A 22985-nucleotide genomic window follows, 5' to 3' on the forward strand; every position below is an offset into this window, starting at 1 on the left:
GCATGGCCGAGCTCGCCAAGACACCGGAGCCGGGATCGGAAGAGGCGATCCGCGCCTATAAGACGATCCTGTCGCATGTCATCGACCAGCGCCCGTCCGGCATGCGCCAGCGGCTGGCCGACGCGCTCGGCAAGCACCGCAGCTTCGTCACGCAGATATCGAGCCCGGCCTATTCGATCCCGATCCCGTCAAAGCATCTGCCCTCCATCTTTACCGTCTGCCATTTCAGCCAGGCCGAGCGCGACCAGTTCATGGCCGCCTATCACCAGGCGCATCCCGGCAAGGCGACCGCGGCGTCCGGGCCGCGCAGGACACGCCATGTCTCGCTGATCGTGCCGGATTTCGGCGACGACAAGCAGAACGCGGCGCTCGACCGGGCGATCAACGACTTCATCCAGAAAATAACCAGCATCGCCGGCAAGGGCAGCGGCTAGAGCGGGGAGCATGGGAGGACTGCCATGAAGAAATTCATCAATTCGGTGGAGACGGTGCTGACCGAAAGCCTCGACGGCTTTGCGGCGGCTCATGCCGATATCCTCGTGCTTGGCGACGACCACAAATTCATCCGCCGCAAGGAGCTGAAGCCCGGCAAGGTGGCGCTGATCTCGGGCGGCGGCTCCGGCCATGAGCCGCTGCATGGCGGGCTGGTCGGCCACGGCATGCTGGACGCCGCCTGCCCCGGCCAGATCTTCACCTCGCCGACGCCCGACCAGATGCTCGCGGCCGTTGCAGCCGTCGACACCGGCGCCGGCTGCCTGTTCATCGTCAAGAATTACGAAGGCGATGTGATGAATTTCGACATGGCGGCCGAGATGGCGGACGGCGTGCTCAAGGTGGTGACCAATGACGACGTCGCGGTCGAGAACTCGTCCTACACGACCGGGCGGCGCGGCGTGGCCGGCACCCTGGTGGTGGAAAAGATCGTCGGCGCCGCGGCCGAGAAGGGCATGGCCCTGCCCGCGCTCAAGGCGCTGGGCGATCGCGTCAACGCCGCGACGCGCTCGATGGGCGTGGCGCTGACCAGCGGCACGGTGCCCGCCGCCGGCAAGCCGACCTTCGAGATCGGCGACGGCGAGATGGAGTTCGGCGTCGGGATCCATGGCGAGCCCGGCCGGCGGCGCGATGCGCTGAAGAGCGCCGATGCCATCGCCGAGGAGGTCTGCGCGGCGATCGCCGGCGATCTCGGCGACCGCGGCAAGGGGCCGGCGCTGCTGTTCGTCAACGGCTTCGGCGGCACGCCGTCGATGGAGCTCTATCTGATGTACAACAGCGCCCGCAGGATATTCGAGAGACAGGGCGTGACGGTGATCCGCTCGCTCGTCGGTTCGTACGTGACCTCGCTCGACATGGCCGGATGCTCGATCACGCTGACCATACTCGACGACGACATGACGGCCCTATGGGATGCTCCGGTGCACACGGCTGCGCTTCGCTGGGGGATGTAGGCGTCGCTGGCTTCCCCGGTGCTTTTCTGGCAAGCATGCGCGAAACCTTGCTGCCGCCTGAACGATGCTGCCCGAGCTTTCGCCTGCCCAGGAAAAACTGCTGATCAACCTTGCGGACCCCGAGGCGCCAGCCGATTGGGATAAGGATGTTTCCGCAGGCGACCTGTTGGCGCTGCTGGCCAATGCCGAGTTCCACGGGGTGCTGCCGATCATGCTGCGCAAGTTCAGGGAACGAGGCGACGCCAATCTGCCGAAAGACGCGAGGCTGCTGCAGAAGCTGACCGAGCTGCGCGACCAGATGACGACGGCAACCGGGCAGTCGATGCTGCTGCAATATCACGGCGACCGCATCATGAAGGCGCTGGCGGCGAAAGGCATTCCGGCCCGGATCGTCAAGGGACCGGTGTTCGCGCGCAGGCTCTACCGCCAGCTTGCCGACCGGCCGTTCACCGACATCGACATCCTCGTCGACCCCACCAGCATCGATGCGGCCAATAGGACGATCGCCGAATGTGGCTTCGTGCTCGGCAGCGGCGAGACCGAGTCACACACGCTGCAGGAATTCAAATGGCTGGAGAAAGAGAATTCCAGCCTGCTTATCGAATTGCACGGCAACCTGGTGCATGACACCGGCATGCGCCGGCGCCTGTCGCTCGGCTTCCGCGAGCTGCAGGCGATCGACGGCGGCGAAACCGACACGCCGGCCGCGCTGCTGACCATCGGCATCGTCCATGCTGCCGGCGGCCACAAATTCCACCGGCTGCAGCTCTGCGTCGACGTGCTGCAAGGCGTGCGGGCGCTGAGATCGCCGGAAGAGGAAGCGCGGCTGCTCGAGGCCGCCCGTATGACCGGCATCGAGCTCGAGCTGGCGACGGTCCTCAACGTCACCGGACGCCTGTTCGACGCGCCGCGCGCGATCGAGCTCGCCGATCGCATCAAGCCGGACCTTTCGATAAGGCTGGCGAAGTGGCTGATCACCGGCAACATGCTGCTGCGTGTCAACTCGCGCGAGAAGCTGCGCTCGCGCCTCAGCCGAGACGCCTTCCGCTGGGTGCAGAGGCTGGCGCGGGCGCGGCCCTATCCGGCCTGACGCAGCGCTGCGCGGACCAGCTGCGCCGCTTCGACTGGCCTCGCGCCCACTTCCAGCGTGAAGGTCGGCACCGTCTTGACCAATGCCGCGATCGTCGCCATTCGCCTTTTCTGCAGCGGCAAAAGGCCGGTCATGCCGGTCCTCACATTGTCGGAGGCTAAAGCCACCATGGCATCGGTCCTCGGCATGGGCACGAGCCTTGTCTCGCCGTCCGCCGAGCGGGCGAGATGCAGAAGCGCCGCGACTGGCCTGGCGCGAACATCCTCGACGCGGATGATCTCGCCAAGGCGATCGAGCGACACGGCCTGCTCGCCCTCCGCATCCCATGTCTCGCCAAGGCAGGGCAACACGAAAGGCAGCATCGCTGCGGTGTGGCGATGGATCTTCACTTTGCGCGGCATGCCCCAGGCCGTGACGCCGTCCTGTGTCGCCCTGAGAATCATGACGTCGTCGGAACAGAGGCCGAAGCCCTGCGAGGCGAGCGCCAGCGACGTCGTCGACTTGCCGGTGCCGCTCGGCGCATGGATCAGCACGAGCGCTTCGCTGCCCGGCAGCGTCAGGCCGGCCGTGTGCAGCATGTGCTGCCCTCCGGCATCGAGCGCGGCATCCAGCGCCATCATCAGCAGCGTCCATTTGATCTTGCTGTCAGGATGAACGCGGATTTCGGCGCAGCCCTCCGCGTCGCGGATCGACAGCGTCTGCTGGCCTGGAAAGACGAGGTGGAAGACGTCTCCGGCGTCGATCATCCGGCAATGGCCATCGAAGGGCACTTCGCCATCGAACGCCAATTTTCCCTCGGGATTCTCGGACAATTGCGGCGTTTCGACGATGTCGACGCGAAAGCCGGGCTGGATAGGATCGCTCACGCGCAGGGCGCCGAGCATCAGGTCGAAGCTCGGCCAGAGGTCGGCGCGGGCGGCGGTGACGCTTATGACCTGCCCTTTGAGGTCGTAGCAGAAAGTCTGGTCGCTCAAGCAGCGGACGCCTTCACGCTGGGCGGGTGGCGGTAGATCTCCACCATGCCGGGCTGGCTGTCGCTGACCACCGGCTTGCCGTCGAGGCAGACCCAGCAATGCGCCGACAGTCGGGGTTCGTGCATCGATTTGGCGTCGACACCGAAACGCAGCTCCGGATCGAGACCGGCCATGCGCAGAAAGCGGAAGCCGAGCAGACCCTCGCGGAGGCATCTGCGGTCGCGCATGAACCAGGGCCGCCGCACCGTTCGGTTGACGCGCTGCACGATGTAGGTCCAGGGCAGGTCGCGATAGAGCGCGGGTGACTGCAGCGGCGCCAGCTTCAACACGCTTTCGAAATCGCGCCGGCCGACCAGCACCGGCAGCAGCCGGGCGCTGAGCCACAAATGGGCTCGGAACAGGACGCGCAGGACCGGTCCGTCGGTCATCACAAGCCCGGGTCGGCGAGGATGCCTTCAGCCACCAGCTCGGCGGCCAATTCGGCCATATCCCGATCGAGCGTCGCCTTGTCGACTTCGAATTCGTCCGACAACAGGTCGATGATCTGGTCGAGGCTGTGCGCGCCATCGACCTTGCCGAGAAAGGCCTCGGTCGTGTCATTGCAGGTGTAGAGCTGGCCGCTGCGCGCCAACAGCACGACGGCGCCATCGCCGACATGCTGCACCGACGCGTCGTCCGCCATCCGAAGCACCGTTTCAGAACCAATCTCAGCCATGCACCCGCTCCCCTTCGCCCGGGAGCAAATAGCGCGGCACCGCGAGGCTGTCCATCGCCATGGACCGGCGGAGTGGACGACCGACCGTGCTGGGCGCCCCCGGCGTGAGGCGAATATTAGCGAGGTTATTGCCTTCCTGCCCTTGCGTAAGCTATGAGTCCGCCGGGCTTTGGGGAGTGATATTGTATGCGTTACAATTGGGAACGGGCTCCGACGGCGTTCGAGCGCCATCGGAAAGCGCTGGCGGCGGCTATCCTGATCGCGGGCGGTGTCGGGCTGATGCTGGCGGCGCTGCCGCTTTAAGCCGGCTTATATCGCGGACAGCAAGAGCGGCGACACCAATGGCGGCGCCGGACACGGACGCTTGCCGGCGATATCGACGAAAGTCAGGAAGACATGGCCTATAAAAGCGACTTAGGCTATTCGCAGACGACAAAATGTCCTGGGAGGGAATGTCGATGGCCTCACGCTACCGTGAAGTCTATGAGGGCTGGAAACGCGACCCCGTAGGGTTCTGGGCCGAAGCGGCAAAGGCGATCGACTGGTATACGCCCGCCGAAAGGGTCTTCGACCCGACGGAAGGCGTCTATGGCCGCTGGTTCGTCGGCGCTTCCTGCAACACCTGCCACAATGCGATCGATCGCCATGTCGCCGGCGGCCGCGCCGACCAACTGGCGCTGATCCATGACAGCGCGATCACCGGCACGACCCGGAAATTCACCTATGCCGAACTGAAGCGCGAGGTGGTCGCGCTGGCCTCGGTGATCAGGCATCGCGGCGTCGGCAAGGGCGACCGCGTCATCATCTACATGCCGATGGTGGCGGAAGCGGCCATCGCCATGCTCGCCTGCGCAAGACTGGGCGCCGTGCATTCGGTGGTGTTCGGCGGCTTCGCCTCGCATGAGCTCGCCACCCGCATCGACGACGCCAAGCCGAAGCTGATCATCAGCGCTTCCTGCGGCCTGGAGCCCGGTCGCATCGTCGCCTACAAGCCGCTGCTCGACAAGGCGATCGAGATGTCGAAGCACAAGCCCGACGCCTGCCTCATCCTGCAGCGCGAGCAGCTGCGCTGCGACATGAAGGATAATTACGACATCGACTATGCCGACGCGGTCGCCCGCGAGCGCGCTGCCGGCGCCAATGTGGACTGCGTGCCGGTTTTAGCCACCGACCCGCTCTACATCATCTACACCTCCGGCACGACCGGTCAGCCGAAGGGCATCGTGCGCGACAATGGCGGCCATATGGTCGCGCTGAAATGGACGATGGACAACGAGTTCGGCGTCAAGCCGGGCGAAGTGTTCTGGGCGGCTTCCGATGTCGGCTGGGTGGTCGGCCATTCCTACATCGTCTACGGGCCGCTTCTGCATGGCTGCACCAGCGTCCTGTTCGAGGGCAAGCCGATCGGCACGCCGGACGCCGGCACCTACTGGCGGGTGATCTCCGAGCATGGCGTGGTGGCCCTGTTCACGGCGCCGACGGCGTTCCGCGCCATCAAGGGGCAGGACCCCAAGGGCGAGTTCGTGCCGAAATACGACCTGTCGCGCTTTCGCACGCTGTTCCTCGCCGGCGAGCGCGCCGACCCCGAGACGATCAAGTGGGCCGAGCAGAAGCTCGACCGGCCGGTGATCGACCATTGGTGGCAGACCGAGACCGGCTCGCCGATGACGATCAATCCGGCCGGTCTCGGGCTGCTGCCGGTGAAATACGGATCGCCCGGCGTGCCGATGCCAGGCTACGATATCCGCATCCTCGACGATGCCGGGCACGAGGTGCCGCGCGGCACGCTCGGCAATGTCGTGGTCAAGCTGCCGCTGCCCGCCGGCTGCCTGCCGACGCTGTGGAATGCCGATGGCCGCTTCCGCCAGGCCTACCTCGAGGAATTCCCCGGCTATTACAAGACGGCCGATGCCGGCATGATGGACGAGGACGGCTATCTCTATGTGATGGCCCGCACCGACGACATCATCAATGTCGCCGGCCACCGGCTCTCGACCGGCGCCATGGAAGAGGTGCTGGCGGCGCATCCCGATGTCGCCGAATGCGCCGTCATCGGCATTGCCGATGCCATGAAGGGCCAGGTGCCGCTGGGCTTCGTCGTGCTCAATGCGGGCGTGGCGCGCGACACCGGCGCGATCGAAAGCGAGGTCGTGGGGCTGGTGCGCGAGCGGATCGGACCGGTTGCCGCCTTCAAGACCGTGGTGACGATCAAGCGGCTGCCCAAGACACGCTCCGGCAAGATCCTACGCGGCACGATGCAGAAGATCGCCGACAAGGAGGAATGGACGATGCCGGCAACCATCGACGATCCCGTGATCCTCGACGAGATCAAGGCGGCCTTGAAGGGACGCGGCATCGGAGTGTAGCTGCCCAGCAGACGGGCCGCGTTAACGACGAATTAACCAATATGTCTTGCGATGCAATCGCTTGTTGTGCAGCGCAGCAGCGGACTTTAAAGTTCGTTCGGGGGGCCATACCGAAAGCACGGCATGGCTCAGCTCAAAACGACATTTGGCGGCGTCGACATTCTGCGATTCCTGGCTGCCGTCATGGTGATGTTCCATCACTATGGCTTCTGGGTCTGGGCTTTCCCCGACAGCATTTCGGCACGCGCGACCGGCGGCATCCCGCCCCATTCCGAAAATGGCCTTTGTTCGCTCCGGCTGGGTCGGCGTGCAGGTGTTCCTGATCGCGGCCGAGCCCCCTATCCGGCTGCAGCTCGACCACACCCTGTTCCGTTATCGATCGAAGGCCGCCTGACACGACTGCCGATCGCGCCGGTGTGGAATTGTTTGCATTCGGCATGATATCGAGGCGCAAATCAGTGCAAGTATCCGAGCCTCAATCCGTGAGCCTGTTCCAACGATCGAGACGTCCTCGACCCGCGCCGCGTGAGCGCCTTGTCATGGATATGCGCGACACGATCGTCTATGCGATCGGCGACGTGCATGGCTGTCATGAAGAACTGCGCGCGCTGGAACAGAAAATCGAGCTCGACGCACAGCGGTTCCGCGGCCGCAAGATCATCATCATGCTGGGCGACTATATCGATCGTGGGCCGCATTCGCGGCGCGTGGTCGATCATCTGATGGCGCCGCCGCCGAGGGGCTTCCAGCGCGTCTGCCTGGTGGGAAACCATGAAGTCGCGCTGCTCCTCTATCTGGACGGTCATCTGTCACGTGAAACCTGGCTCGGCTATGGCGGCCGCGAGACCCTGTTCTCCTACGGCGTCGACCCCGACCGGCTGATAAGCCTCTACGGGTCGAGCGCCGAGGCGGACGCGCGCATACGCGAGGCCATTCCCGCCAGCCATGTCGACTTCCTGCGCGTGCTGCCGGCGATGGTCTGCTCCGACCAATTCGTCTTCGTGCATGCCGGCATCCGGCCCGGCATAGCGCTGGAGGCGCAGGACGAGGACGACCTCCTCAACATCCGCGAGGAGTTCTTCGAGGCGGCACACCGGCTCGACCGCTGGGTGGTGCACGGGCACACGATCGTCGACGTCCCGACGCTCGAGGGGCGCCGGCTCGACATCGACACCGGCGCCTTCGAGACGGGGCGGCTTACCGCGCTCAGGATCGTCGGCAAATACGGCCGGCTGCTGTCCTCACGGGATTGAAGAGAGCGCAGCTTTGCTCCTCAGGTCGGCGCGAGCTCAGTCTCGGCGACACCGTAGGACAGCAGGTCGCCCTGCCATTTGCTGCGCTTGAGGAACTGTTCCCAGGTCAGGGCATTCGGATCGATTTTCCGACTCCACGTCAGATCGCGCCCGGGGGCATAGTAGCCGTATTCGACAGCGTATTCGACCATGCCCACCAATTCGCGCACGAGATACTCGTTGCCGGCGAAACCCGGAAAATGGCGCAACAAGTCTTCGCGCGAGTACGCCGAGACGTAGCGTGCGCGCCTGCCGGTGACGCGTGCGAACGTTTCCACCATTTGCTGCGCCGAGATAAACTCGCCTATTACCGGCAGAACCTCGCCGCCGTATCGCGTGGGGTGATCGAAGATCTCGCGCACTGCTGGACCCGCCCCAGTGAGCGGGTCGCAGAAGGGCATGGGGGTATCGGGCGGCAGGTATATGGCAAAATCTATACCGTCCTCGCCGCCTTGCGGAACGTAGTATTCCAGGAAGTTGGTGTAGTAAAACGCCAGGTACACGAACGAGCTGCGTACGGGCAGGCCGCGAATGTAATCCTCTATCTTTGCCTTGTCCGTGAAATGTGGCGCCCACTTGGTATCTCCGGTGATCGCCTCGACATTTTCGAGCCCACTGAACACGACGTGTTCGACGCCCGCGGCCACTGCTGCATCGGCCAACTCCTTGCCGAGGTTGAGTTCGGGTTCCGCAGGCGGCACCTTGACGATCGGCGGCGTCATCAAGAACGCCCCGGCCGAACCTTTCAGTGCTTCGGTCAGTTCGGCCCGCCTGCCGAGTTCAAGGGGCGCGACCACGACGTCGGCGCCCTTCCGCGCCAAGGCCTGCGCGGGTTGGCTGTCAAGGCGCCGTGTCAGCGCGCGTACTCGGTAACGCCCACTGTCGAGCAACGCGTTGGCGACGCTACGGCCCTGCTTGCTCGAGGCGCCAACAACGGTGATCAGAGGTTTGGCAGTATCTTTCTGGCTCATGTTGGTTCTCCTGTCTCTCAGATTGAAACCGGTCGGTGTCCGGCTGACGAGCACAGCGGGCGTGCCGAGAGCGGTTCCCGCTTCATCGAGAAGTATTTCGGGTCTTTCGCGGTATTTTTGAAATTCTAAAAATGTTCAGGTACTATCCATTTCATGGATACCAAGCGCCTGGATCTCAACCTGTTGGTTACCCTCGAAACGCTGCTGATCGAGCGCAACGTCACGAAGGCGGCTGCCCGACTGCATCTCAGCCAGCCGGCCGTAAGCGCCCAACTGAATCGTCTCAGGCAGGAGTTCGACGACCAACTTCTAATCCCTGCCCAGCGAGGGATGACGCCGACGGTCAAGGCAATGGAGTTGCTCGATCCGTTGCGCCAAGCCCTCGACCAGGTTCGAGCCACGCTCACGTCGCATCGGAACTTCAATCCGGCTAAGGCCAAGCTGACCTTCGCGATTGCTTGCACAGACTATCTGCAAGCCGCGGTAATCAAGCCGCTAGTCGTGGAGCTCAGGACGCGGGCACCGGGCGTTCGCGTTGCGATACGCAATCTGGACCTGCCGCAATTGGAAGCGCAGATGGCGCGCGGCGATGTGGATCTGGCACTGATGACGCCGCAGGAGGCCCCGCCAGGTCTTCGCGCTCGACACTTGTTCGATGAGCGCTACGTGCTTATCGGCCGCAAGGCGCATCCGCGGCTGCGGGAAGGGATCACGGTCACCGAGTTTGCCGCGTTAGAGCAGGTGGTGGTATCCCCGGACGGCGGCGGGTTCGCAACGCCCGTGGACAGTGCCTTGGCCGCTCTCGGATACAAGCGTAACGTGGTGCTCTCCGCGGCATCGTTCCTGTTCGTCCCCGAGATCGTGTCCAATTCGGACTTCGTCGCGCTCGTCCCGGAACGGCTGGTGCGCGGCTCCGCAAACAAGCTCGAAGTGATGGACTGCCCATTTCCCGTCGAAGGCTTTGCGGTGGGAATGGTGTGGCATGAGCGCGGTCACGGACACAGCGGCCAGCGCTGGATCCGTGAGGCCATCGTCTCGCTTGCCGCGCATCGATCCTCGTCTCGGGCGCGCAACAATCCCAGCTAGGCAGCCCGCTTGGCGCGCGCTTCCGATTTCTCCAGATAATAGCTCGAGTAGCGGTCGAAGAACCGTTCCGAGCCGCCGAGCGAGCCGTATCTCGCGAGCTTCTTCAGGTCGACCTTATTGAGAACCGCCCCAATCACCTTGTTGGCGATATAGGGCTCCGACTCCAGCATCGAGCGCACCATGTTGCGCGGCGTGCGGCCCCATTCGGTGACCAGCACGAAGCCGTCGACCAGCGGTGCGAAGGCCTTGGCGTCGACCACGGGTCCGAGCGGCGGCAAGTCGACGATGATGTACTCGAACGTCTCCTTGGCGTTCTCGATGAAGCGCCGCATGCCGGCCGAGCCCAACAGCTCGCTGGTGTGCGAGAACTGGCCACGCAGCACGGCTGGAATGATCGCGAGCTTGGTCTGACGATCGACCTTGCCGACCGACTGCCAGGTCTGGCCATTGACCACCGCTTCCATCAGGCCCTGTTCGGCCTCCATGCCGAGGCTGCGGCTCAAGCCTGGATTGCGCAGGTCGCCGTCGACGAGCAAGGTCTTGGCGCCGTTTGCGGCAAGCAGGCCGGCGAGATTCGCGGCCACTGTCGATTTGCCTTCGCCCGGCAGCACCGAAATGACGCCGATCACCCGGCTGCCGCGATCCTCCATCACGACGTCGAAGGCGATCTTGGCGTTGCGCAGCGTCTCGGCGAACATCGAAGCCGGAGCATCGATGCTGACGCGCATGCGCGCCCGCCTCTCGGCCGAGGAGAGGCTGGCCACCTTGCCGTCGGCCGGCAGGTCTTCGGCCTTGGAATCCTTGGCCCTGCCGCCGCCGATCGTCGGCAGATAGCCGAGGAATTTCAGGCCGGCGCGATCGCGAATATCCTCGCCCGTCCTGAAGAAGCGCTCGTTGAACTCGTTGAGACCGCCGAAGCCGGCGCCGAGCATCAGGCCGAGCACCAGCGACAGCGCCAGCACACGCATGGTGCGAGGGCCCGAGGCCGCGAGCGGCATCGTGGCGTCGGAAATGATGCGGACCTTGCCGACCGGGAAGGACTGCTGCTGCGAGGCTTCCTCGTAGCGGCTGAGGAAGGTCTGGTAGAGCGTGGTCAGCGCCTGCGCCTGCTGGTCGAGTTCCTTCAGCTTCACCTGCGACTGGTTGTCGATCGAGCTCTTGCCGGCGGCTGTGGAAATCTTGTCGCGAAGCGCGGTCTCGCGCGTCTGCGCCACTTCGAAGTCGTTGCGATAGCTTTCGGTGATCTGCTTCAGCTGCCCGAAAATCTGCGCCGCGACATCGGCCTTTTCCTTGGCCAGCGCGACCGCCTGCGGGTGATCCTTGCCGAAATTGGTCTCGACGTCCTGCAGGCGCTTGGCAATGGCCAGATAGCGGGTCTTGAGCCCGATGATGACCGAGCTGCTCGGCTGGTCGGCCGCTATGGCCGAATCGTTGAAAGCGCTTTCCGAGCCGCTGTCGACGATCGCCTTGTACTGCTGGTAGCGGGCGCTGGCGCGAGCCGTATCGGCCTGCGCGACGATGAGCTGGGCGTTAAGGTCGGCAAGTTGCTTGTCACTCAGCAACTGGCCGTCGCTGTTGGCGGAAAGGCCGTGCTCGGCCCTGAACTTCTCGACCGCCAGCGAAGCGGCCTGCGAGCTTTCGCGCAACTCGGTCAACCGGCCCTGCAGCCATACGGCCGCGCGCTCGGTGGCGTCAAAGCTGGCGTTGAGCTGGTCGGCGAGATAGGCGTCCGCATAGGCCTTGGTGATGGCTGTGGCGAGTGCAGGGTTTGTCGCCTGGTAGCCGATGCTGATGACGTTGGAGCGGCTGACGCGATCGGCCAACAATCCTGTCTGCAGCATATAAACCGCGTAGTCGTGGGTCGCGGTCTTGATCATGGCTTCACGCGTGGCGGCATCGACATTCTGGATGCCGGGGATTTGATCGGCGGCGTTGCCGCGGAAATAGGCGACGATGCCGCGCAGGAACCCGATGCCCTTGGCCAAAGCCGATTGGGGCGGGCTCATGAAGTCCTGGTTCTGATCGAGCTTCAACTTGTCGACCACCTCCGACGCCAGCCGCGCCGAGTTGAGGATCTCGATCTGGCTGAGGATCGTCGCGTCGGTCTGCTGCGTGGCGCTGGCAGCCGAAATGTCGTCCATGACCTTGTTCATGCCCTCGTCGATCAGAACGCTCGCCACGGACATGTACTGCTTGGGCGTGGTCTGCAGATAGATCACGCCCAGGAACAGGCCGATGGCGGCGCAGATCGCCACCACCTTGGCCTGACGGGCGGCCATGCCAAGCAGACGCTCGACATCGATGAAGTCTTCACCCTTCTCCTGATCGGCACTGGGCAACGGCATCCTCTTGTCGAGAGGGAAGTTGGCATAGTTCATGTTCGGTCCAATTCCAGGTTGCAGGCGCTATCGGCCTTGGTAGATCGGCGTCGTGACCAGAAAAGACCGCGCAACGTTGTTGCAGGATGCGCCGGGCCTGAAGGCCCGGGCGCTTGAGTGGCTGTCGCGCCATCGCGAGTTCGCATATGCACCCAAAAGATGGGCATTATGCGGCTACTTCCCGGCGCTCATGCGACCGGACAAATTGCTGCAGCATTTCGAAGACAGGGCCTTTCATGTCGTCGCGTGCCAGGGCGAAGGCGATGGTGGCCTCGATGAAGCCTTCCTTGGAACCGCAGTCGAACATGCGGCCATCGAAAGGCTGGGCATAGAAGGGCTGGCTCTGGGCGAGGCGCACCATGGCATCGGTGAGCTGGATCTCGTTGCCGGCGCCGCGCTGCTGATTGCCGAGCAGGGCAAAGATCTCCGGCTGCAGCACGTAGCGGCCATTGATGTAGAAATTCGACGGCGCCTTGGCGGGCGCCGGCTTTTCGACCATCTCAGTGACCTGGAAGCCGGAGCCGACCTCGTCGCCGCGGCCGACAATGCCGTATTTGCTGGTTTCGGCGGGGTCGCAGCGCTCGACGGCGATCACATTGCCGCCAGTCCGCTGATAAAGATCGACGGTCTCGGCAAGGCAGCCGCGCGCGCCGAAGGACACCATGTCGGGAAGCAGCAGCGCGAAGGGCTCGTTGCCGATCACGTCGCGCGCGCACCATACGGCATGGCCGAGGCCCTGCGGCGACTGCTGGCGGATGAAGGAGGTGGCGCCGGCCACCGGCAGCAGGCTCTCCAGCGATTCGAGCTGCGCCTTCTTGCCGGTCTGCTCCAGCGTGCCGATCAGTTCAGGATGCAGGTCGAAATAGTCCTCGATAACCGCCTTGTTGCGGCCGGTGACGAAGACGATGTGCTCGATGCCGGCCTCGAACGCCTCGTCGACGGCATATTGCACGACGGGCTTGTCGACGACGGGAAGCATTTCCTTCGGCATCGACTTGGTTGCCGGCAGAAACCGCGTTCCGAGCCCCGCCACCGGGATAACTGCCTTCCTGACTTTCTGCATCTGGTCTTCCTTCTGAGAGAAAAAGATTTCTATCTGTCGCCGGCTATCAAATCGCCCGCATGCTTCATCTCCCCGCCCCCACGGCGAACCTGTGCCGCAACCCTTCTCAGCCGCACCGCGATCGGCATTGACATATGCCCGATCGCGGCCGGATCCCTGAGCGCCGCGCCTATCGCCTTGAGCGGCGCGCGCGCCTTGATGTGCTGGACCAGGGACAGGAACGACGCGGCCTTTCGCAGGCTGCGGCCGCGTCTCGCGAAGGCCGCCTGGGCGCCGCTGTCCATGGGGAATGCCGCCGCAAACGCGGCATCGGCGCGCGTCATCGCCTCGACGTGGTGCAATTCGAGCACGCGCGAGATCGATCCGGTGCGGATATGGTAGACATAACCGACGGTCGGCTCGACCGCGCAGCGGCCGCCGCTGGCCAGCGCGCTTGCCAGCAGAATGTAGTCCTCGCCGATGCGGAGCTTCTCGTCGTAACGCAACCTGTTGTCGTTGAGGAAGCGGCGCTGGAAGACCGGCTTGAGATAGCCGAGATTGAAGCGCGATTCGAAGACCAGATTGCCGGCGATGTAGTCGGCCAGCGAGATTTCGCGAAGCGTTTCCAGATAGTCAGCCGGGAACATGGTGTCGTCGGGCGTGCCGTCCTCGCGCACCACCTGGACATTGTCGACGGCAATTTCGGCGCCGACCGCTTCCGCCCGCGCGATCATCGCCGCCATACGGCCAGGGAGAACGGCGTCGTCGGAATCCAGCACGGCCACCCAGCGGCCGCGCGCGAGGTCGAGGCCGGCATTCCTGGCGCCGCCTGGGCCGCGATTCTCCGGCAGCGCAACCACCTTCACGATGTCTTCCGGGTAAGCGCGCGCCACATCAAGCGTGCCGTCGCGCGACTGGTCGTCGACGACGATAACCTCGACGGTGACGCCGAGTTGCGCGATCGCGCCGGCGATGGCGCGGTCGAGAGTGGCCTCCGTATTATAGGCGGCGATGACGAAGCTGACGTCAGGCTGCACGCTTGTTCCCTTGTTCTGGCGAAGTGAGGCCGTACTGGCGGATTTCACGGACGCCGACCAAACCGGAGACGACACCAACGTGCATAATGCCGCGCAGCACGCTGCGGTTCCGTCTCACCGGGCTGATCGCGGTCAAAATCGCCATGCCGAAGCAGTAAGCGGCCTTGGCCGAAGCCAGCCCGACCTGGCCCGCGCGGCGGATGCCGCCAGCGCCGCGGCCGATAAGGTGGCCATGCGTCTGGCCGAAGCGGAAGCGGCGGCGGCGCAGCCAGTCGAACGCGGCCCTGGCGCGGGGGACGACCTCGTCGACGAAGGCTTGCGGCGCGAAGGCGATGCGGCCGCCAGCCTTGACCATGGCATCGAAGAACTCTGTGTCCTCACCGCCGGTCTGGCCACGCGCCAGGCTGAAGCGCCGGCCGCGCAGGCTTGCGTCGGTCGTTCTGAGCAGGACGTTGCAGGTGTAACCCGTGCGGATCTCGCCGCGCACCCAGACCGGCAAGGTCGAGTGGAAATCGCCCTTTTGCATCCAGTCCGGCGCATCCTGGCGATAATGCGCCCGCACCGGCCCAAGCACCGCCGCGGCGCCGGTGGCATCGGCCGTCGCCATCAACTCGACCAGCCAGCCGGGCGACGCCGTCTCGTCATCGTCGATGAAGGCGGCGAAGTTTGACACGCTGGCGTCCAGGCATGCATTGCGGGCAATCGAGATGTTGCGCGCCGGCGCGTGGCGATAGCGGATCGGCAGCTTCAATTCCTCGGCCAGCGCCTCCACCAGCTTCTGGGCGCTTGGTTCGTCGTCATTGTCGGCAATGACGATGCCGACCTCCAAACCTTCAGGCTTCTCCAGGGCGGCGACGGAGCGCAGCGTGTCGGCCAGTTCCGGCCGGCGGAAGGTGCAGACGCAGATGTCGATCGAGCGGCCGGCCATCACGCCACCTTGCGCTGCGAGCGCGGCGTCAAAAGCTGCTGCCAGAAGCCGACGGACCAGCCGAAATGCATGACCATGGCCGAGACTCCGGCCAGCGCGATGCTGGCGTTGCGCTGGCGCATCGCCGTCGCCAGGCCGTAGCCGAGGCACACCGCCGCCCACAAAAGGAACGGCACCGCCGCCAGCCAGTGGACGAAGGAGAACAGGGCCAGCACCACCACGGGCGCCACCAGCAGCGGGATCATCTGCCGGACCTTCGGCACCATGCGGTGCTTGAGCACATTCCTGGCGCGGCCGCGGCCATAGCCGAGATACTGGAAATAGAGGCTCTTCAGCGTCGAGCGCGGATAGTAGACCATCTGCGTCCTGCCGCTCATCCAGATGCGGTAGCCGGCCTGGCGCAGGCGGTAGTCAAGCTCGGCATCCTCATTGTGGCTGAAGCTCTCATCATAGCCGCCGACATGGCTGAAGGCAGCGACGCGCATCAGCGCGTGGTGTCCGTGGTCGACCCATTCGCCCTCGGACATGTGCCGGTGCTTCGAGCCGCCGGTGCCAAGCTTGGAATTCTGCGCCGCCGCGACTGCCTTCTGCACGGCCCCGGTGCCGGCGGTCAGCATCGAAACGACGACCGAATCGGCGCCGGTGGCCAAAGCTTCCTCGACCAGCCGGTCGCAGTAATCGTCCGGATAACCGCCATGCGCGTCGATGCGGATGAGATAGTCGGCGCCTTCACCGAGGGTCGCCACCGCCAGATTGATGGCAGCGCTCTGCAGGCGCTTCGGATTGGCGAGCAGGACGACCCGGGAATCCTTCGCCACGATCTTTTCGACGATGGCCTGCGTGCCGTCGGTGCTGCCGCCGTCCGCGACGACGATGCGGCCGCCGAGCCGTGCCGCCGCGGGCCGTAACTGGTCGAGCAGGCCGCCGATATGGGCCGCCTCGTTGAGGCAGGGAATGACGATCAGGATCGATGGATTTGCCTGCTTCATCGGTCTTTGCGCGTCCTTTGCCATCATGCCGCCGCCGCAAAAGCCGAAGGCATGGCGGTGAGGCCGCGCAGCTTTTCGACGAAGGCCGCACAGTCGCTGCGATCGTAGCTCCAGGTCCGAGGATTGCGGGCCAACACCCGCGACTTCAGGGCGCGGTATCTGTCCTGATCCATTCGGCCGAGCATCGCCTCAAGACCTTCGGGCGTCGCCTCGGACAGAAGCACGCCAATGTCCTGCCCTTTGAGGAACCGGCCGGTTTCGGTGCCGGCCATCGAGATCGGCACGGCGCCGAAGCGGCAGCCCTCGTAGAGGCGGTTGGGAAGCAGCCATTCAGAATTCTGGCCGGCTTCGAAGAAATCGATCGCCCAGGAAAAATGCACTTGCCCGTAGATGGCCGCCATATCCTCCGGATTGCGGTAAGGCCCCTCGAACGAAAGCCATGGCTCGGCCTCGACGAAACCATGAAAATCCGGAAATTCGGACAGTGCAGGACGGCCTCTGAGCACGACCTCGAAACGCCCCGCCTGCCGGCGGGTGAAATCGGCCAGCAGTTCCAGCGAGCGGCGGCAGCGCAGCGCGCCGAACCAGCCGATCCGCCAGGGCGGCGTCGCCGGGCTGTCGTCCTCGAAAGAATGCGCCGCGACAACGGATGCCGCCTCGAAATATTTGTTCTCGATCAGCTCGACAGGCGCGCCGATCTGTCCGAAGGGCTCGAAATAATTGGCGATGAAGGCCGGCGAGCTGGTCACCAGAAGCTTCACGTCGCGGGCGAGATGACGCTCGGCGCCGCGCAGTGTCCGGCCGACAAAATCGTCGCGCAGCACCAGGCGATGGATATCGAGGCATTCATAGACGATGGGCACGTTCGCCCCCAGGGCTGCATTGGCGCGGCGGGCAAGCGCCAGCATTTCGAGGTTGCGCGCGATGATGAGATCGGGCCTGGGCATGTCGCCCAGCTTCGCGCCGATCGACATGGCCGCCTTGGCGACCGCCCCGAGACGCTGCGCGAATCGGCCGTCGCGCGTCGCGCCAAGGTCGACAGGCTTGATACCCTCGATCTCGGCGACCGGACTGGTGGTGCGGCGGAAACCCGCCAGGGTGACCCTGGCGCCGCCTGCCTTGAGCATCTGGACCCTCCGGCGCACAGCCGGGTCGGATACGTCATGCACAAGGTACAAGACATGCAGCATGAAACTCGACCGATGTTCGGCCCACCCATCGGGGATGCTAGTACAGCTTTTGCTGCATCGCAACAATTTTGGTGCGGCGTAGCAGACGCCCGCACATTTTTTGTTGCACTGCAAAAATGATACGCTACTTTCAATGCTGCTTGGGGTCGATCTGGGTTCGACGTTGGTTACCAGCGTGTTGCAGCACGCCAGGATCGCGACGCGGATCGCGTGGCAGCATTTCGGCAAAACATGCCGTTTTAACCGCCGCTGGCCTGGCCACGGACGCGAAACGAGGTTTCCCCATGAAAGTCGTGATCGAAAACACAGTGTGTCTGAACACGGGCGATGCCGCGATCCTTTTGGCCATCCGCCATATTCTCAGATCGGTCGTCGGCAGCGATGTGCGGTTCCTGGTTTTCGACAGTCAGCCAGACGTCGCCGCCAGGCTTTACCCGAAGAAAGATTACCCGGATCTCGAATTCCACAAGCTCTTGTCGGAATCCCTGTTCAAGGATCGGCGCGGCGGCGGGATAAAGGGCCGGCTCAAGTCGCTCTACAACCGGGCGGTCTGGCGCGCCTTGCGTCACTTCGCGCAAAACGGCGCCGCCAGCAGCTTTTTCTTCAACCTGGACGACCGCCGCGGCCTTGAAGCCTATGCGAGCGCCGACCTGGTGGTGACGACAGGCGGAACCTATCTCGTCGAGAATTACGATCTCGAAAAGCGGCTCAATCAATTCCGTATCGATGCGACCCTGGGCAAGGACCCGATCTTCTTCACGCAATCGCTCGGCCCGTTCAAGAAAAGCTACAATCGCCAGGAGCTCGGTCCGATCTTCGATCGGGCTCCGCTCATCCTGCTGCGCGACGAGCGATCCAGAAACCACATACTGGATCTGGTGAAGGACCCAGGCAAATGCCATGTGGTCGCCGATTCCGTCTTCGCCCTGGCCGATACCGACAGGATCAAGAAACATCTCGGCACCGCACCGGCGCCGACGGGCCGCGTCGCTATTTCCGTCCGTCACTGGAGTTTCGTCAGCGACGGTGAGGATGGCATGCGTCGCTATCTCGATTCGATCCGGGAGATCGCCACAATTCTTGTCAGGGACCATGCCAAGAAGGTGACCTTCGTTTCAACCTGCCAGGGCGTGCCGGAATATGCCCATGACGACGCCAAGACCGCTCGGGCGATCGTGGTCGAACTCGACCCGGAAATCGCCCAACACGTCGATGTCGACGCCACATTTCATACGCCCGACCAGCTGATGGCGCTGGTGAAGGATTGCGACTTCGTCGTCGCGACGCGAATGCATATGATGATCATGTCGCTTTGCGTCGGCACGCCGGTGCTGCCGATCGCCTATGAATTCAAGACCAAGGAAGTCGCCAAGCATATCGGCGTCGCCGATCTTCTGCTCGACATCGACACCGTGACGCCGTCGGAAGCGGCCGAAAAACTCGGCAGATTCATCGGCAGCCTTGACCACTATCGCCGGGCAAGCCTCGAGGCCGTGCTGGAAGAGCATGCGTCGGCAATGTCGGCAACCGGGCCGTTGTCGTCCTTGATAGGCAGCCGCCACTCACCCAATGTTGCCGGCGACGTTGGCAAGAGTGGCGAGCAACGCTCTGCGCGACTGCGGAACAGCAAGCATGAGAGCCAGGGCGAACCCGTAATTTAGGGCAATCGCCACAAGGATCGTGAGCAGATCCGACTGGCTGGTCAGCAACGCCGGCAGCGACAGGTATGAGAGCCAGGCGAGCAGGGACGAGACGATGAAGAGCCCCTGTATGCCCAGGAAATCGCCGGCGGTCACCGGGCCGACGCGATGGATCAGGGCCGCAAGCACCGGGACGCGCAGCGCATAGCCGCTAATGGCATAGGCAGCCGCGACGCCGATGGCGCCCCAATGCAGGCCGACGATGAAGGAGGCGACGGTCGTCAGCGACGAATAGATGCCCCAATGGAACATCGTCTTCGTCTTGCCCTGGCAGATGAATATCCATCCCGTGGTGCTCGACACGGACTGCATCAGGCCGGCGATGCCCAGCCAGGCGAAAATCGGCGCCACAGCCATCCAACGCTCGCCGAAGAGAAGCCTGACCACCTGCTCCGAAGTCAGTGTCAGCGTCGCAATGCCGGGCATGGTGATGACGGCCAGCAGCCAGTTCGTCCGGACATAGATGTCCCGAAAGCGCTGCTTGTCCTCATGGATGCGGCTGAGCAGCGGCACCATGATGCGCGTCAGCGGCTGGTTGATGTTCTGCAGCGGAAAGAGCAGCAGCTTGTAGGCGCGATCATAGTAGCCCAGCTCGACCGCGCCGGAATATTTTCCGATGAGGATGTTGTCGAGGTTGCGAGAGAGAAAGTTGACAAGGTTGAAGCCCGTGAGGTTGGCGCCGAACCTGAATATGTCGCCGTCGATCTTGAGATTCGGCCAGGACGGCGTCCAGCGCGTCACCAACCAGCCGGCAACCAGCGCCACGACGGCTGAAACAGCCGGGCCCAGAACCAGCGACCAATAGCCAAGCCCCCAATACGCCGCGGTTGCGGTGGCGAGCAGGCCGACGGCCGCGGTGATTGTGTCGTTGAGCGCAAGCTGGCCGAATTGCAGATGGCGGTTCATCAAGGCAAGCGGCACGGCGGCCAGACTGCCAAAAAGCAGCGGCACGGCGGAAGCAAGTGTTATTCCCCACATTCGCTGGTCGCCGTAAAAGGCGGCAATGGCAGGTGCCAGGCAAGCCACGACCGCTCCGGCGCAAAGGCCGACAACCGCGCTCAGCCAGAAGACCTGGTTGAGCTGCCGCTGATCGATCTCCTTGCGCTGGATGACCGCCTGCTGGAGGCCGAGATCCTGGAGCAGGCCGACAAAGGCCACGATCGGTCCCACGGAAGCCACCAGGCCGAAATCCTCCGGAACAAGCAGCCGGGCAAGGATCACGACCGAGAGGAACTGGATCGCTATCTTGAAGCCTTGGGCGCCAGCGGTGACCAGCCCGCCGCGCAAGGCAACGCGACCGAATTGAGGGGGCGGCGGATTGGCGTTCATGTGACGGATCCTGTCTCGCCCAGCCGCGCGACGATCCGCGCAAAGCGTTCATTCAAGATATCGGCGTTGAAATCCGCCTCGACCTTGCTTCGGGCGGCAAGCGCTATGGGCTCGCACAGGCCTGGATTCTCGGCGATCCAGGCGAGCTTGCCGGCAAGCGCGGCGACGTCCCGTTCGGGTACGAGGAAGCCGGTCTTGTGATCCTCGATCAGCTCGGGAATCCCCGAATGATAGGTGCTCACAGAGATCAGGCCGCCGGCCATCGCTTCCATGAGCGCAACCGGGATTCCTTCCAGATCGCCGTCCCGCCCGGCGACGCTTGGCAGAAGAAAGACATCGGCGCCACGCAGGCGCTGCTTGACCTCGCCGTGCGGACGCGGTCCGAGGAAACTCACCCTGTCGGCAATACCGAGGTCGATGGCGGTGCGCTTCAACTGCTCCAACAATTCTCCGCCACCGATCACCGAATAGATCCAGTCGCGATGCGGCAGGCCGGCGAGCGCGCGAAGCGCATATTCGGTGCCCTTCTTCTCGGTCAGCCGGCACACCGAGATGAAAGACAGCGCACGTCCCTGCCAGGAGCGCCAGCGATATTCGATCTCGCCAGGGCGAATGCCCATGTGGTGGACCGCGACCCGCGCCGGCTCGGCGCCGGCATCGATCAGGGCCTGACGGAAGAACGCATTCACAGGCAGCTGGAGAGCCCCTTTCTCGAAAACGGGCCTGTAGTAGCCGAGTGTGTTGTCGTGCATCGGCCTGCCGACATCGGTACCGTGGAATATGGTCACCAAAGGCGCGGAAATCCGGCGCCGCTTCATGATGCGGGCGACGCGCAGCCCGTTATGGCCAAAATGCGCCACGATCACGTCGGCGTTCCGCAGCTTGTGCGCGTTGGCCAGGTCGATAGCGGTCGAGAGCTTGTCCCAAAATCGGCCCGACCATTTCATCAGCAGCGAACGGTAGCGACTGAGGCCGCCCCACCAGGAAACGACCGGCCCAGGCAATGACCGCCAACGTGCATCGTCGACATTGCTGTCCTTGCCAAAGGCCATCTCGTTGCAGACGACACTGACTGCCATCCCTCTTTCGAGGCATCCGGCAATCTGATCGAGCACGAACGTCTCGGACAGAGTGGGAAATTTGTCGACGACGAAACAAATCCTCATCGGCAGGATGTTCTCGCCCGGTTCAGGCTGGAAACGTCGGCAAGGCCTGACACATGCGGCATGAATTTTGACTCCTGTCGGCGTAACCCAGCACTAGCTAGGAATTGCTGCATCGCAGCATTTTAGGTGTACTGCAACCCCGTCCTCCCAGCTCGGCAAAGCTACGCAGCGCGGCGAACGCCCTGCCGGGCCGCTCTTTCGAGCAGTTGGAGAAACACCACCAATTGCCGCGCGGGGTCGAGCTCCGGGCGTTTGGAGAAGGCGAGAGCGGCGGCCGAAAGCCGGTCGTATTCCGGGCGATCGTTCCACAGGCGCCTCACCGCCGCGGCCCATTCTTCGACCGGGGCATCATAGTCGAGCACCACGCCGCCGGGACCGATGGCTTCGGGCAGACCGCCACGCCTCGATCCGACGACCGGGATGCCGCTGCAATGCGCCTCGGACGCGACGCGGCCCCACGCCTCCTCCCATTTGCTCGGCGCAAGCAGGATCCTGGTGCGGCCATAGACCGTCTTCATGTCGTTGGTGCGGTTTTCCAGCTTGATGTTCGAAAACGGCGCGATGGTCTTCTCGACGCGGGCGCGATGGTCGTCATCGAGCTTCCAGCTTTCCACGAACAGGAAGGGGATCTCCGGGCAGGCGGCCGCAATCTTCACCGCAAGATCGAAACCCTTCTCCTCATAGGGGTTGATCATGGTGACGAATTCGCCGGTCGTGTGGGTGCAGTAGAGGGCGTCGTTGATGGTCGGCGGCAGCACGATGGAATCGATGCCGAACTTTTCCTTGTAGGTGCGCGCGGTGAATTCCGAATTGGCGATGTAGAGCGCCGAATTGAGGTCGCGCGGATCGCCGGCGAGCTCGTGGAATTCGACGTTGTGAAGGTAGACGACCAGCGGCACCCCTTCGGCGAGAAGCGCCTTTCCGAGCGGGACGGATTTGTGGCACTGCACGACGGCGACGTCAGGCTTGGTTTTTTCGACCGCGAAGCCGGCAGCCTCCCAGGGGAACCAGGCACGCATCACCGGGTAGCCGGGAAAATTGTCGACCACCGCGGGCTGCCGCAACAGCTTCATCTTGGCACGCGCCTTGAGGCCGAACATGCCGTCGCCGAACAGCGAGGCGAGGACCGAAGCCTGGTGGCCGTGCTCGATCAGCTGTTCGACCAGATGGTGGGTGTTGGACTGCACGCCGCCGGTGAACTCGGGAATATATCCGTTGCCGCTTGCAAAAAGCACTTTCATCATTCGGCTCCTAATCCGGCCCGGCGAGCGAGCATGCGCAACCCAG

General features: G+C 63.9%; 21 protein-coding genes. 8 read left to right on the forward strand and 13 right to left on the reverse strand.

Features of this window, described 5'->3' with window-relative positions:
- The first annotated feature begins 2 nt into the window (after positions 1-2).
- From EN862_RS26735 to EN862_RS26745, 3 genes are all read left to right on the forward strand, one after another.
- Positions 3-434: a hypothetical protein gene (locus EN862_RS26735; RefSeq protein WP_127866491.1), complete on the forward strand. Its 432-nt coding sequence runs from the start codon at positions 3-5 to the stop codon at positions 432-434.
- 24 nt (positions 435-458) lie between these two features.
- Entirely contained in the window at positions 459-1445 is a 987-nt protein-coding gene (gene dhaK / locus EN862_RS26740; RefSeq protein WP_127866492.1) for a dihydroxyacetone kinase subunit DhaK, read from the forward strand.
- Between the two features lie 64 nt (positions 1446-1509).
- On the forward strand, positions 1510-2535 hold the full coding sequence (locus EN862_RS26745; protein ID WP_127866493.1) for a nucleotidyltransferase family protein: 1026 nt from the start codon (positions 1510-1512) through the stop codon (positions 2533-2535).
- On the opposite strand, the gene EN862_RS26750 is transcribed toward EN862_RS26745, so the two are convergent.
- Genes EN862_RS26750 through EN862_RS26760 form a run of 3 tightly spaced genes read right to left on the reverse strand, consistent with a single transcriptional unit; the run spans position 2523 to position 4224 of the window.
- The gene (locus EN862_RS26750; protein WP_127866494.1) at positions 2523-3509 is read right to left on the reverse strand and encodes a serine kinase; all 987 of its coding nucleotides are present in this window, start codon (positions 3507-3509) and stop codon (positions 2523-2525) included. The two genes, EN862_RS26745 and EN862_RS26750, sit on opposite strands and share 13 nt — an antisense overlap.
- Entirely contained in the window at positions 3506-3937 is a 432-nt protein-coding gene (locus EN862_RS26755; RefSeq protein WP_127866495.1) for a lasso peptide biosynthesis B2 protein, read from the reverse strand. Before EN862_RS26755 ends, EN862_RS26750 begins: the two co-directional genes overlap by 4 nt.
- Positions 3937-4224, reverse strand: a complete 288-nt coding sequence (locus tag EN862_RS26760; protein WP_127866496.1) for a PqqD family protein — start codon at positions 4222-4224, stop codon at positions 3937-3939. Before EN862_RS26760 ends, EN862_RS26755 begins: the two co-directional genes overlap by 1 nt.
- 458 nt (positions 4225-4682) lie before the next feature.
- Here EN862_RS26760 and EN862_RS26765 point away from each other — a divergent pair, with 458 nt between their 5' ends.
- The 3 genes from EN862_RS26765 (at position 4683) to EN862_RS26775 (ending at position 7843) form a co-directional block, all read left to right on the forward strand.
- A complete protein-coding gene (locus tag EN862_RS26765) occupies positions 4683-6590 on the forward strand; it encodes a propionyl-CoA synthetase (protein ID WP_127866497.1) in 1908 nt (635 codons plus the stop codon).
- A gap of 123 nt (positions 6591-6713) precedes the next feature.
- Entirely contained in the window at positions 6714-7031 is a 318-nt protein-coding gene (locus tag EN862_RS26770; protein WP_245519699.1) for a hypothetical protein, read from the forward strand.
- A gap of 98 nt (positions 7032-7129) precedes the next feature.
- Positions 7130-7843 carry a metallophosphoesterase family protein gene (locus tag EN862_RS26775; RefSeq protein ID WP_245519700.1) on the forward strand — a complete coding sequence of 238 codons (714 nt, stop codon included), beginning with the start codon at positions 7130-7132 and terminating at the stop codon, positions 7841-7843.
- A 20-nt stretch (positions 7844-7863) separates the two neighbouring features.
- On the opposite strand, the gene EN862_RS26780 is transcribed toward EN862_RS26775, so the two are convergent.
- On the reverse strand, positions 7864-8853 hold the full coding sequence (locus EN862_RS26780) for an NmrA/HSCARG family protein (protein ID WP_127866499.1): 990 nt from the start codon (positions 8851-8853) through the stop codon (positions 7864-7866).
- 153 nt (positions 8854-9006) lie between these two features.
- Here EN862_RS26780 and EN862_RS26785 point away from each other — a divergent pair, with 153 nt between their 5' ends.
- A complete protein-coding gene (locus EN862_RS26785; RefSeq protein WP_127866500.1) occupies positions 9007-9939 on the forward strand; it encodes a LysR family transcriptional regulator in 933 nt (310 codons plus the stop codon).
- On the opposite strand, the gene EN862_RS26790 is transcribed toward EN862_RS26785, so the two are convergent.
- The 6 genes from EN862_RS26790 to EN862_RS26815 all read right to left on the reverse strand — a co-directional run bounded on the left by EN862_RS26790 (position 9936) and on the right by EN862_RS26815 (position 17503).
- Positions 9936-12317, reverse strand: a complete 2382-nt coding sequence (locus EN862_RS26790; protein ID WP_127866501.1) for a polysaccharide biosynthesis tyrosine autokinase — start codon at positions 12315-12317, stop codon at positions 9936-9938. The two genes, EN862_RS26785 and EN862_RS26790, sit on opposite strands and share 4 nt — an antisense overlap.
- Positions 12318-12483: 166 nt before the next feature.
- Complete coding sequence (gene galU / locus EN862_RS26795) at positions 12484-13380, reverse strand: UTP--glucose-1-phosphate uridylyltransferase GalU (RefSeq protein WP_126063026.1); 897 nt, start codon at positions 13378-13380, stop codon at positions 12484-12486.
- 29 nt (positions 13381-13409) lie between these two features.
- A complete protein-coding gene (locus EN862_RS26800; protein WP_127866502.1) occupies positions 13410-14396 on the reverse strand; it encodes a glycosyltransferase family 2 protein in 987 nt (328 codons plus the stop codon).
- A complete protein-coding gene (locus EN862_RS26805; RefSeq protein ID WP_127866503.1) occupies positions 14386-15324 on the reverse strand; it encodes a glycosyltransferase in 939 nt (312 codons plus the stop codon). The genes EN862_RS26800 and EN862_RS26805 overlap by 11 nt, the downstream gene beginning before the upstream one ends.
- Complete coding sequence (locus EN862_RS26810) at positions 15324-16313, reverse strand: glycosyltransferase family 2 protein (RefSeq protein ID WP_127866827.1); 990 nt, start codon at positions 16311-16313, stop codon at positions 15324-15326. The genes EN862_RS26805 and EN862_RS26810 overlap by 1 nt, the downstream gene beginning before the upstream one ends.
- A gap of 23 nt (positions 16314-16336) precedes the next feature.
- Positions 16337-17503, reverse strand: a complete 1167-nt coding sequence (locus EN862_RS26815) for a glycosyltransferase (RefSeq protein ID WP_127866504.1) — start codon at positions 17501-17503, stop codon at positions 16337-16339.
- Between the two features lie 284 nt (positions 17504-17787).
- On the opposite strand from EN862_RS26815, the gene EN862_RS26820 reads away from it, so the two are divergent.
- Positions 17788-19164 (forward strand): polysaccharide pyruvyl transferase family protein, encoded by a 1377-nt coding sequence (locus tag EN862_RS26820; protein WP_127866505.1) that lies wholly within the window; start codon positions 17788-17790, stop codon positions 19162-19164.
- Here EN862_RS26820 and EN862_RS26825 read toward each other — a convergent pair.
- From EN862_RS26825 to EN862_RS26835, 3 genes are all read right to left on the reverse strand, one after another.
- Positions 19066-20532 carry a lipopolysaccharide biosynthesis protein gene (locus EN862_RS26825; RefSeq protein ID WP_127866506.1) on the reverse strand — a complete coding sequence of 489 codons (1467 nt, stop codon included), beginning with the start codon at positions 20530-20532 and terminating at the stop codon, positions 19066-19068. The two genes, EN862_RS26820 and EN862_RS26825, sit on opposite strands and share 99 nt — an antisense overlap.
- Positions 20529-21698: a glycosyltransferase gene (locus EN862_RS26830; protein ID WP_127866507.1), complete on the reverse strand. Its 1170-nt coding sequence runs from the start codon at positions 21696-21698 to the stop codon at positions 20529-20531. The genes EN862_RS26825 and EN862_RS26830 overlap by 4 nt, the downstream gene beginning before the upstream one ends.
- A gap of 161 nt (positions 21699-21859) precedes the next feature.
- Positions 21860-22939, reverse strand: coding sequence for a glycosyltransferase (locus EN862_RS26835; RefSeq protein WP_127866828.1), 1080 nt, complete (start codon positions 22937-22939; stop codon positions 21860-21862).
- Between the last annotated feature and the right edge of the window lie 46 nt (positions 22940-22985).

This window comes from Mesorhizobium sp. M2E.F.Ca.ET.219.01.1.1 (assembly GCF_004016445.2).
Classification (GTDB): Bacteria; Pseudomonadota; Alphaproteobacteria; order Rhizobiales; family Rhizobiaceae; genus Mesorhizobium.